This is a genomic window from Schlesneria sp. (assembly GCF_036405755.1).
Taxonomy (GTDB): domain Bacteria; phylum Planctomycetota; class Planctomycetia; order Planctomycetales; family Planctomycetaceae; genus Schlesneria; species Schlesneria sphaerica.
In genome coordinates this window covers 1-10,459 of the sequence record NZ_DASWWZ010000407.1, presented here as the reverse complement: position 1 = coordinate 10,459, position 10,459 = coordinate 1, and the positions used below count along the sequence as shown (strand labels likewise).

General features: G+C 57.7%; 9 protein-coding genes and 1 pseudogene. 5 read left to right on the top strand and 5 right to left on the bottom strand.

Annotated features, from left to right (window positions below):
• Nucleotides 1-867 (bottom strand): annotated as a pseudogene (locus VGE80_RS14030) (hypothetical protein); the annotation flags it as partial.
• 402 nt (nt 868-1,269) lie between these two features.
• Here VGE80_RS14030 and VGE80_RS14025 point away from each other — a divergent pair.
• The 3 genes from VGE80_RS14025 to VGE80_RS14015 all read left to right on the top strand — a co-directional run bounded on the left by VGE80_RS14025 (nt 1,270) and on the right by VGE80_RS14015 (nt 5,179).
• Nucleotides 1,270-2,682 carry a dipeptidase gene (locus VGE80_RS14025; RefSeq protein ID WP_440593102.1) on the top strand — a complete coding sequence of 471 codons (1,413 nt, stop codon included), beginning with the start codon at nt 1,270-1,272 and terminating at the stop codon, nt 2,680-2,682.
• A gap of 148 nt (nt 2,683-2,830) precedes the next feature.
• Entirely contained in the window at nt 2,831-3,928 is a 1,098-nt protein-coding gene (locus tag VGE80_RS14020) for a pyridoxal-phosphate dependent enzyme (protein ID WP_440593101.1), read from the top strand.
• Nucleotides 3,929-4,306: 378 nt separating this feature from the next.
• On the top strand, nt 4,307-5,179 hold the full coding sequence (locus VGE80_RS14015) for a hypothetical protein (protein ID WP_440593100.1): 873 nt from the start codon (nt 4,307-4,309) through the stop codon (nt 5,177-5,179).
• Here the strand turns inward: VGE80_RS14015 and VGE80_RS14010 are convergent.
• Nucleotides 5,161-5,559 carry a hypothetical protein gene (locus VGE80_RS14010; RefSeq protein ID WP_440593099.1) on the bottom strand — a complete coding sequence of 133 codons (399 nt, stop codon included), beginning with the start codon at nt 5,557-5,559 and terminating at the stop codon, nt 5,161-5,163. The two genes, VGE80_RS14015 and VGE80_RS14010, sit on opposite strands and share 19 nt — an antisense overlap.
• A gap of 55 nt (nt 5,560-5,614) precedes the next feature.
• Between VGE80_RS14010 and VGE80_RS14005 the strand changes: the two genes are divergently transcribed.
• Nucleotides 5,615-6,139 (top strand): hypothetical protein, encoded by a 525-nt coding sequence (locus VGE80_RS14005; RefSeq protein WP_373653833.1) that lies wholly within the window; start codon nt 5,615-5,617, stop codon nt 6,137-6,139.
• A gap of 232 nt (nt 6,140-6,371) precedes the next feature.
• Here VGE80_RS14005 and VGE80_RS14000 read toward each other — a convergent pair whose 3' ends face one another.
• Together VGE80_RS14000 and VGE80_RS13995 are read right to left on the bottom strand one after the other, a co-directional pair.
• On the bottom strand, nt 6,372-6,830 hold the full coding sequence (locus VGE80_RS14000) for an SET domain-containing protein (protein WP_373649469.1): 459 nt from the start codon (nt 6,828-6,830) through the stop codon (nt 6,372-6,374).
• A 188-nt stretch (nt 6,831-7,018) separates the two neighbouring features.
• Nucleotides 7,019-8,125: a hypothetical protein gene (locus VGE80_RS13995; protein ID WP_373649468.1), complete on the bottom strand. Its 1,107-nt coding sequence runs from the start codon at nt 8,123-8,125 to the stop codon at nt 7,019-7,021.
• A 386-nt stretch (nt 8,126-8,511) separates the two neighbouring features.
• Between VGE80_RS13995 and uvsE the strand changes: the two genes are divergently transcribed.
• Complete coding sequence (gene uvsE / locus VGE80_RS13990; protein WP_397568332.1) at nt 8,512-9,441, top strand: UV DNA damage repair endonuclease UvsE; 930 nt, start codon at nt 8,512-8,514, stop codon at nt 9,439-9,441.
• Between the two features lie 238 nt (nt 9,442-9,679).
• Here the strand turns inward: uvsE and VGE80_RS13985 are convergent, their stop codons facing one another.
• Nucleotides 9,680-10,129 (bottom strand): hypothetical protein, encoded by a 450-nt coding sequence (locus tag VGE80_RS13985; protein WP_397568333.1) that lies wholly within the window; start codon nt 10,127-10,129, stop codon nt 9,680-9,682.
• Between the last annotated feature and the right edge of the window lie 330 nt (nt 10,130-10,459).

Sequence of the window (10,459 nt, the reverse complement as noted above, 5' to 3'; positions counted from 1 at the left end):
CTGGTCCAGATGTTCGCTGGCCGCGCCGGGGTTGCCCGTCACGGCGTTCGCTTCGGCGGCAAGCTGTCGACAGAAAGGTTTACTGCGCTGACGGTCCGAGGCCAGCGACGAATCTTTCATCTGCTTCAGTACTGAATTGATGAGTTCGTCTCTGGACGCGCCCAGAGCGGCTGCTTGATTCTGGTCTTTGGTCTTGGGGTTCTTCTGCCCGGTAATCGGCCCGACGTTCGCGGGGGAAGTCCCCTTGGTCGGGAGCTTTGCCGAACCTCCCGCAGCCATCTCGGCGATGAGCTGTTTTTCTTCTTCGGTCAGTTCTTTGGTCTTGGGCTTACCAGTGGAGAAGAAGGCGAAGTACAGGCCGACTCCGAACAGCAGCACGACCGCCAGCGTGATCCCTCCGATCAAAGGGAGCTTGCTGGGCTTGGGAGGTGCGGGGGGCGGAGGCGGGGCTTCTTTCTTTTCTGCAGGTGCGGTGAACACGGGCATTACGCACTTGGCGTTGGCACAGCGAACATCTTTGCCCGCCGCAGAGGGGGGCAGATATCCCGGCGTGTCGCACATCGGACAGATGACTTTCAGCGTCCGCTGTTTTGTCGGACTGGGCAATGCCGGGATCGCCGTGGCGCCAGCGGTCAGCTCCGATTCGAAAGGAAGGTCGTCACCAGGCAGGGTCGGTTTCGTGGTCGCCGGTTTGGCTGCACCCGCTTTCGGTGCCGCAGCGGTCCCTTTTGCCGGAGCCGCAGCGGCCGGCTTGGGGCTGGCCTTCGCTCCCGGCTTGGCCTTCATCGAGGCTCCACAGAAGGGACAGTCCACAGCATCATCATCAATGACTGACTGACGACACGAGGGACATACCGGAAAATCCATATCACTGGTTCCTGCCGAGGATGATCGCTGACGAAATGCACCGAAGTGAATCATGAAGGCGATCGGATTAGAGCAGTGAAGGTTGTTACTGCCAATTCCGAATCGCGTGTGAGACTGTATTCTATCGGAAGACGCAAGGGAGGGACAAACATTGGCATGAAATCAGCAGAAAAAATGCCGCAGACCGTTCCTTCCTCGAATCCTTCAATCCCTGTATCCTCCCCCGAACTCTTCGAGACACCTGGATCAGGTGTCTTCAATCGTTCCTCTGTTTTCGATGGACTCACCGTGGCTCACGTCGTCGTATCGGCCAGGATTGGGCAGCAGGCAATTTCGTGAAGTCGACGGCACCGTTCTCAGGACATTCGCAGACACCCTGCAGCAGTTATCAAGGAGTGAATTTTGGCAACAAATGCACAAGTCTCTGAGTATTTGACGCAGAATGAGGAACGCTTCGTCGAAGAGCTGAAGGAATTTCTGCGAATCCCCACTGTGAGCGCTGATCCGGAATGCAAACCTCACTTGCAGCGCGGGGCGGAGTTCGTCCATCGGCAACTCGCCAATCTCGGTTGTACAGCAGAAATTGTCCCCACAGCCGGTCATCCCATTGTTTACGGCGAATGGCTCAAGTCGCCAGGAGCGCCAACGGTTCTGGTCTACGGGCATTATGACGTTCAGCCAGCAGATCCTCTGGATCTCTGGACGACACCTCCCTTTGAGCCAACACTGCGGCACGGCTGCCTCTATGCACGTGGGGCAACGGACGACAAAGGGCAGATGTTTACTCACATCAAATCGGCCGAAGCGTGGCTGCGAACCATCGGAAAGCTTCCGGTCAATCTGAAGTACGTGATCGAGGGGGAAGAAGAGGTTGGCAGCCGGAACCTGGAAGATTTCCTCAATGCACGCCGCGACCGGCTTCAGGCCGATGTGGCGGTGGTGAGCGACACCAGTCAGTACGGTCCCAACCAGCCCGCTATTACCTACGGTCTGCGAGGGATTGTGGCGGTCGAGATCAGTTTGACCGGGCCGTCAAAAGACCTGCATTCGGGTGTCTTCGGAGGGGCTGTGGCGAACCCGGCCACGGGGATCGCCCGTTTGATTGCTTCGTTGCACGACGATCAGGGGCGAGTGCGTATTCCCGGATTCTACGATGACGTCAAACCGCTGACGCCCTCGGAACGGCAGTTGTTCAGCGAACTGCACTTCGATGAAGGGGCCTTCAAGGCAGAACTGGGGATCACCGAAGTCGCAGGGGAAGAAGGCTTCTCGACCCTGGAGCGGCGCTGGGCCCGACCCACGTGCGAGGTCAATGGTCTGTTCAGTGGCTACACAGGGGCGGGGCCCAAAACGATCGTGCCGTCCAAAGCGACCGTGAAGATCACCTGTCGACTCGTTCCGGATCAAAACCCCGAAAAGCTGACGGAAGCTCTGCATCAGTATTTGAAGTCCCAATGCCCACATTCGCTGAAGTTTGAATTCACCAGCTACCATGGCTGTCCCGGCTTCGTGTTCGATCCGAACAGCCCGTACATTGAAGCCGCGAAGTCAGCCATCCAGGAAGCGTGGGCCGTTGATCAGGTTCGTCTGATTCGCGAAGGAGGCTCGATCCCGGTTGTTCAGACGTTCAAAGACGTACTGGGCCTGGACACGTTGTTGCTGGGATGGGGGCAGAATACCGACAACCTTCATAGTCCCGACGAACATTTCTCCGTTGCGGACTTCCATCGCGGTATCAGGGCGAGTGCCAATCTGTGGCAAAAGCTGGCAGAAATGCAGAATCAACCGGACTCTTCTGTTCACAACATCTGCTGAGACGGCCACTGTCAAAAATCGATCTTCTTCCCGTTGAACGTGCGTCACAGACCTGCCTCCGATCTCGTTGCAAGTTCATCCCGGATGTGAACCGGGAAGCGAATTCAGGGGCTTCAACCAACCGCTTGAGAAACGAACAGGAGAAAAGATGAATCAGGGATTGTGGCGCTACGCAGACTGGATGGAACCCGTTCCCCCCGCGGCTCGATTGACGTTGGGCGAAGGGGGGACGCCGCTCGTTCGATCCCGCCGACTCGGACCCGCCGCCGGACTGAAGAATCTTTTCTTCAAACTGGAGTTCACGAATCCGACCGGGTCTTACAAAGACCGATTTGCGTGTGCGGCTGTTTCCGACATGGTGGCTAACGGCAAGACCGAATGCATTGCCACGTCGAGCGGGAATACCGGCGCGGCACTGGCGGCCTATTGTGCATTGGCGGGAATCACCTGCGAGATTGCGATTGTCGAAAAAGCGCCTGAAGGTAAGCTGCGTCAGATGCTGGCTTACGGCGCGAAGCTGTACCGCGTGAAGAATTTTGGAGTCGACAGCGAGACGTCCGATCGCGTGGTTGAATGCTTGAAAAAGCTCAGCTCACGACCTCAGGCGCAGATGCAGATCAGCGCATTTGCGTTCAGCCCGGTCGGCATGAGCGGTGTGTACGGGATCTCTCACGAGATGGCCGAGCAGATCGACGGGCCCATCGACCATGTCTTCTGCATGGCCGGGGGTGGGGGCTTCGTGCTGGCCATCGCACGCGGATTTCAGCAGCTTGTGAAATCAGGGCGAATCGAGCGAACTCCTCGCATCGAGTGTGTACAGCCAGAAGGAAACGACACCATCGCAGGGCCCCTGAAAGCGGGTTCGAAAGCGGCGGTTCCCGTCGAGTGCACCAGTCGCATCAGTGGTCTGCAGGTACCTCAGGTGATCGACGGGGATCTGGTGATCGAGGCGTGCCGTCAAAGTGGCGGGACCGGACACCTCGTTACCGATGAGTGGATCTATGAGGTGCAGTCGCGTCTGGCCAGGGAAGAAGGTCTCTTTGCCGAGCCAGCCGGTTCGACGGCTGTGGCCGGAGTCCTCAAGGCCGCTCGAGAGGGGCTGCTCGATCCCAACGCGAACATTGTCTGTGTGATCAGCGGATCTGCGTTCAAGGATCCCAATTCGCTCGAAGCCATGACCCGGAACTCACATTGTCCCATGATCGCATTGTCTGATCTCGAGGCGCGCGTCGAGAAAGAAGTCTGACAGGTGATGTCGGATCTGGTGTCCCGGCCGGAGTTTCTTTGCACTTTGTTAATCTCGCATCCATAATGGTGAGGTTGGACCGGGCACCTTCGTACGTACGGTGGACGCATGGCTGGATGGTTGAGTCGAACGACGTCACTCTTTCAGAAGAAGCCGCAATCGCAGCCGGAACCTTTCGAGGTGGAATGCGATTGCGGTGGCAAAGTTACAGGGCAACGAACTCCAACCTTTCAAAAGCCTCTCTGTCCAGTCTGTGAACGTCCCGTCTTCGTGCTGCCTGCGAACGTGTACCCTCGCCCTGTCGTCAGAGCCAAATCAAAGGCGTTGACGCCCCGGTCGACCCAAGAGACGAAAGGGGGCAGAACGTCACCGAATCTGGTGATCGACGAGGCTGGCAGTTCCACTTCCACCGCAGCGTCGTCATCAAAAGGGGGTTCAAAAAAAGGGGGGCGCAGGGACCGGAAGGTTGGCACGCCAGAGACGCCCGAGCCCTTACTGCCGCAAGAGCCTCGCTCGCCGCTGGTGACGCCCCTTCGATTGATCGGTGTGGCAATTGTTCTCATCAGCGGATTGACCGCGACGGGGCTGTGGTATCGCCAGCAGTTTGAAGCCGCGAAAGCGACGGCGGCCACCGCTGCGGAAGCAGGGCTGACGGCGCTGAAGAATGGCGAATTCGCACTGGCCGCGGTCGAACTGAAGAAAGCTCAACAGGCTGTTGATTTGCTGAAACGGAAGGATCCCGAGGCAGAGAACATCCGGCGGCGAAGTCAGGAGGCAACGACCCTCGCGAATCTCGCGTCCAGTTCGCTGATCGACATCCTCGAGGCTGCCATCGCCTCCGCGAAGCCCGGGCAGTCTGATCCGCTGCACATGGCCAGTCTCGATCAAGACGCATGGGTCGTTTTTGACTCGCACCTGCTCCCTGCTGCGGAGGGGGCCAGCCGAGTGATGCTTGACGCTCCGATGCGGATCGATGGCGTGACCGTCCGGATTGAAATTGATTCGGCGGTGCTCAAACGAGCGATGGAGGCCGAAGAGGCAGCCGAGAGTCCGCGCGTGATTTTTGCCGCCCAGTTACAGCAGATCTCGCCACCCAAGGGGGATCCCCCTGTTTCCGTGCTACAGTTGAACAGCCGGTCTGCCTACCTCTGGACGAACTATGACGCCTATCTTGCTCTCGGCTATCAGCCTCTGGAGACCGAGAAGGATCAGATCCAGGCCCTGTTCGATCGTCAGCAACAGATCAGGTAGCGAAACTCGCGACGTCGGTCGTCGGTGACGTCATCTTGAGAGGTTCCCGCTGAAAGTCCCTTACTGCCCGAAGTCGTGGTACTCGTTCTGAGTGTCTCGGAGAGACCTGGCGGAAGGCGTTGCAGGCGTCCGATGTGGTCCGTAATGACGATCTCGATGAAGATCGTAGTCGGGTAATCCTGCGGCCCTCGCTTGTTAGTTGCGGTCGCTGTTTTGGAGTGTGAGCCTGCGAGTTGTGTTATTCCTGCGACGTTTTCGTATTTAAAATGGAAATTACGGAAAAGTTCGAAAGCTGATTGATAGGCTTGTCTTGGTCGCGTTATCGTTTCGATCGCACTTTCCTGTTCCGGGTTCGTTCCTCTGTCTGGAGTCTGCATCATGTCCTTGTTTCCTTTCGCGTCGCGTCGGCATCTGGCTGGATTCTTGGTGGCGTTGATGGGGTCGCTTGCGTGTTTGAACGTGTCTTTTGCTGCTGAACCAATCACCGCAGCTGAAGTGGACGCCGCACAGCAGGCGTGGTGTGACGGGCTGGTGAAGATCTCAAAGGTCCACAAAGAGGGTGGCGATTATCGCAGCGCTGCTATTCAGGTCATCGATAACTTATATGACTACAAGGAAGGTAAGGTGTTCTTCAAACCGACATTAGCTTTCGGTAAGAACACCTTCCGCCCGACCCGGGAAGGGGCTTTGTCGTACTTTGTTGGTGGAAGCAAGGACTTTCCGGATGACAGCGGGTTCGCTCTCAAGGGGTGGACCAAGGTTCGTTACGACAACAATGCTTCCGAGAACGGGATGCAGATTCACGGGGACATCGCCATCACGATGGGGAATGTCTACCTGACCGACAGCACGGGCAATGAGATCATGGTCGACAAGACATTCGTTTTCCGACGAGGCAAAGATGGCAAGCTGCGATTGTGTGTTCACAAGTCGGCCTTGCCGTTCGATCCCAAGAACTGATCTGACGCAGACGTCGGGTGATTTTAGACTCCTCTTCTCGCTTCAAAATGCCGCGGGAGAGGAGTCTGATTGTTGCGTGGCTTGATGGTGTCCGACAGCGCCGTGAAGCAGAGGTCAGCAACGAGGCTGCCAAGACCAGATCAGGTCGGGAGTTTTGCCCCCTTTTGCCTGGCCTGCGGGCGTGCGAAACCGCACCAGCAGGCGATCCCAATTCGCGTGTCAGTCAAGCGGGCTACTTGGCTTTGCGTTTGAGCGATCGGAGCAGCTTGGGCAATTCTTCCTCAGCCACAACCCAGCCTCGGCACTTGGGGCTGCCGCACAGACATTTGATGGCTCCATAGGCGGCCCACCGATAGTCGATGGTGACTTCTGCCCCTTTGGGAATGTCCTCCAGCGCTTCCACCGTCACTTCTGACGGTGCTGGCGAGCCATCTTCGTAGGTCACGTCGGCGATGCACAGCGTGCTGTTCGGCGTGCAGCAGTGGTTGAGAAAACGGAACGGTGCCCGCGGTTCGAGTGACAAGGTGCCACCCAGATCGATGCAGTACGAGGTGGCGTAGTTGGCGTCATCGATGACCCGTCCGTCCACTTCTCCCAGCACGGTCCCTTTGGGGATGTCTCGACGGGCGAAAACGCCTTTGCCGAACGGAACCTTTCCCACACGTACCCAGGCTTGTGCGACAGACGTCATGTCCATGGCCTCCACACGATCGCGATCGTGAACGTTTTCCCGCGTTTGGCTCACTCAAATCAATCCCGTGGGAATAGATGGATCGATTCGGTGAGTGCAAGATTAACGATCGAGACCGCACCGTCAACCGTTGAGGGAGGCCTTTCGGACGCTGACCAAGGTCAGGGGACCGTTGTCGTAGCGAGAGTTTACTGCTTTCGGGTCGAAGACGGGGAGTTGGTCGTCCGCGATGGTGCCGGTTGTTTGGTCGAGCGGAGACCAGACGTATTCTTCTGGTGGTTGGCGGGGTTCACTGCATTGCCCGCCCGTGCGGGGTTTTCTTCTCCAGCGATCCGGGCGCCCTCCTGCTGGATATCATTCGGCATGGCCAACGTGAATCCCTTCAGGCTCGGGTGGTACGGGTCCTGGAACCGATCTTTCAGTTTTCGCAGGAAGCCGGTGTCGTTGATTTCGACTTGCTCGAACGCGTAGATCGTGTCGAGGCCGCTGGGATCAATCAGTCGGACGTGAGTGGGGATATACCGTTTGGTATCGAGGATGATCCACGCCTCTCTGTAGTTCTGGCGGTCCGTATCCATCCGGGGAATCGCCTTGATTTTGACGGACCCGTCTTTTCCTTCTCCTTCGAGGGTCAGATTAAAGCGCTGTCGGGCCTCGTCCGCTTTCATCCCGAAGAGAAATGGCAAAGGACTGTGGACGATATTCTTGCCTCGTAGTGAAGCGGGAATTTCGTCGCGCGTGTATTCCTTGCGTTCCATGTTGAACGAGAGAATCTCTTCGCCAGTGCAGACCCACCGCTCGGACTCGCCAGGCTGCAGTTGAAACGGTGTTCCTGTCGGGCCTTTCCGCGTGCTGACCTCACCCTTCTTAATCTGTTTGGCCATGATGTCGATACGGCCTTTGTCGGGTGTTTCCAGGAAGAACTCACCCTCAGAGACTTTTTCGACTTCGAACGTCTTGTTGAATTCCCGTCGGGTATGTTTGCCGTGCAGGGATTTGATCTTCGCTGAGTGTGCTTCCCACTCGTCGAGAATCTCGACCAGTCGAGGGTCGAGCGGGTCAAGTTGCAGCTCTTTCGGCTCGGGGCGTGCCCGCTTGTCCGAGGCCTGGCGTACCTGATTGTCGACGGGAGCGTGTTTGCCCGCTTCTCTGGGAGCGCCCGCCTTATTGGCCGGTGGAGTTGTCTGTGCCGTCGCAGCAGGTCGCTTCGATTGCTGAGCTGACACTTCCACGGGAAGACCCATGAGTGGGCATGCAGCCAACAGCACGAGTGTGAATTGATTAATCTGTCGCATGATGGGGGCGTTCATCCTGAACGGGAGCGTGAGTCATCCATGATCGACGCACAAACCGCAATCGGACAGCTGTCCGGCCCGGTGAGGGGCGGATCCTAACGAAAGATTCCGAATGCGAACAGACCGATTTTTGGCGGAATTCGACACCCCCGCTTGAGTGGATTCGTGAGGTCGGAATCGCCATCCGGCTTCGTCCTTCACTGCCCAAGGGAGAAGTGCAGTCTAGACGTAAGTCGTGTTTTCAATGTGGGTTCGGCGAATGAGCTGCGGAGGGGTGGTTGGCACATCAGAAATGGCTGCCTATGCTGTAGCAGGATAATGTTTCGTTCGCTTTCGTGGCCTCGGTGGGACAGGGATCGCGATACGACTTCAATGAAGGCGACTTCGTGATTCGACTCGGCCTCTGCTGTATCTTTCGGGACCAACCCATCAAGTTCTCGACGACGACCGCCGCTTCGATTGGTAAAATGGACAGGCCCGGGGCTCTGGCGAAGTTGGCCGGGCTCTGCCTCTCTAACGCGGAATCGTTATTGCGCGCCCTGCAGTTTTGCGCAGAGACCGGCATCGGGTGCTTTCGCGTCAACAGCCAGATCCTCCCTCTGAAAACGCATCCGACTTATGGCTACCAGATTGAGGAACTTCCCCGTGCGGAAGAAATCGTTCGCGGGTTTCAGGCGTGCGGAGAATTTGTCCGGCAGCATGGGCTGAGGACCTGTTTCCATCCGGACCAGTTCGTGGTGCTCAATTCACAACGGCCCGACGTGGTTGAGGCCTCTCTCCAGGAGCTTGAGTACCAGGCGATGGTCGCGGAGTGGGTTGCTGCGGATGTCGTCAATATCCACGGCGGTGGTGCTTTCGGCGATAAGTCCAGAGCGATGGCCGATTTTGTACGGAACTTCGATCGTCTGTCATTAAGGGCCAGAAAACGACTCACACTGGAGAATGACGATCGCACCTATACGCCGCAGGACCTGCTTCCCGTTTGCAGGGCGACCGGCATCCCACTGGTCTATGACGTGCATCATCACCGTTGCAATCCGGACGGTCTGACGGTGGAAGAAGCGACCCGTCAGGCGCTCGCGACGTGGGACCGCGAACCCATGTTTCACCTCTCAAGCCCCCTGGAAGGCTGGGAGGGTCCCAAGCCCGAGCGTCACCACGACTTCATCGACGTGAAAGATTTCCCCGACTGCTGGAGAGATCAGCGAATCACGGTGGAAGTGGAAGCCAAGGCGAAGGAACCGGCTGTCGTGCAACTGGCCTTGGACTTGCGCAGGTTGGGGGTTGGGGTGGGGATCCCGGTTCCCGGCGCGTGAGCGCCTCACTGGCCGTTGATAAACGATCGGAATTGCTGGGTTCCGTTCTGCCCGCGAAATTCCCCGCGCGAGTGACGAAGCCAACTCGTCCGCACGTGGACTGTTCCAGGGGCTGGATGCGGGCGGGCTTGCAGGGAACAAAAAATAACCCCCCGCGATCGAGATCGCAGGGGGCTCGTGCATTATCGGCATTCAGAACCGCAGGGTGCAATGGAATGCGCGCCCACGGCTCGCTGAACTAGTTGCGTCGAAGTCCGCGAATCTTACTGTCCGCACGGAACAGGTTGGGGACGGGGTGATTGGCCTCGTGACGCAGCGTTCCCCGGTAGTGCGACCCCGACGGCGAAACAGGAGTACCGATCACCGTTGAGTTTGGAACAGTCTGCACCGGGGACACAATGGGGCCGGGAACAACATTCGACGGCGCCACCGGCGTTGTCACAGGTTGCGGGGCCTGTGAGGTTACTGGAGTTCCTGCGGGAATCGCTGATGGCACGACAGACTGGATATGAGTCTGAGCCTGTACGGGAACGGAGTGAATATGTTGAGTCTGCTGCACGGTCCGAACCGGTCCTCGATAGACACGGCGGTAATCGCCCGCTCGAACAGAAACTAATGGGAAGAGAGAGGTTGCCAGAGCCACAGCGGCGGCAATACGGATCGTTCTGCTAAATTTGATTGCTCTCATTGTAGTAATACCTTCCGTCTGGCTATAGTGGGGATCTTCTCCTTGTGACCGCGATACGACACAAGTCTGACTCGGATGCGAGGAACTAGTTTCGCAGGTACCGTGCCACACCCACGGAAGTGGAGAACGGAAGCCGCGCCCGACTCCCAAGCTGCTGGCAGAAAAAGAGTTGCAGCGCTACAGAATTGTCGTCTCTGCCGGTGTGCCGCTTTTGCACACTGTCAACGGGAATTGACGGCAGCTATTGCCGATCCCACCAAAAACCGTTGCTCTGCGGGACGGAATGTAGGTGTCAACTCCAGGTGACACTGTCGCGAGCTGTTGGCGCGG

Excerpts from the sequence above, each read along its gene's own strand:
- VGE80_RS14020 (WP_440593101.1), top strand. The coding sequence starts at position 2,831 with ATGAATCAGGGATTGTGGCGCTACGCAGACTGGATGGAACCCGTTCCC.
- VGE80_RS14010 (WP_440593099.1), bottom strand. The coding sequence starts at position 5,559 with ATGATGCAGACTCCAGACAGAGGAACGAACCCGGAACAGGAAAGTGCG.
- VGE80_RS14005 (WP_373653833.1), top strand. The coding sequence starts at position 5,615 with ATGGGGTCGCTTGCGTGTTTGAACGTGTCTTTTGCTGCTGAACCAATC.
- VGE80_RS14000 (WP_373649469.1), bottom strand. The coding sequence starts at position 6,830 with ATGACGTCTGTCGCACAAGCCTGGGTACGTGTGGGAAAGGTTCCGTTC.
- VGE80_RS13995 (WP_373649468.1), bottom strand. The coding sequence starts at position 8,125 with ATGCGACAGATTAATCAATTCACACTCGTGCTGTTGGCTGCATGCCCA.
- VGE80_RS13985 (WP_397568333.1), bottom strand. The coding sequence starts at position 10,129 with ATGAGAGCAATCAAATTTAGCAGAACGATCCGTATTGCCGCCGCTGTG.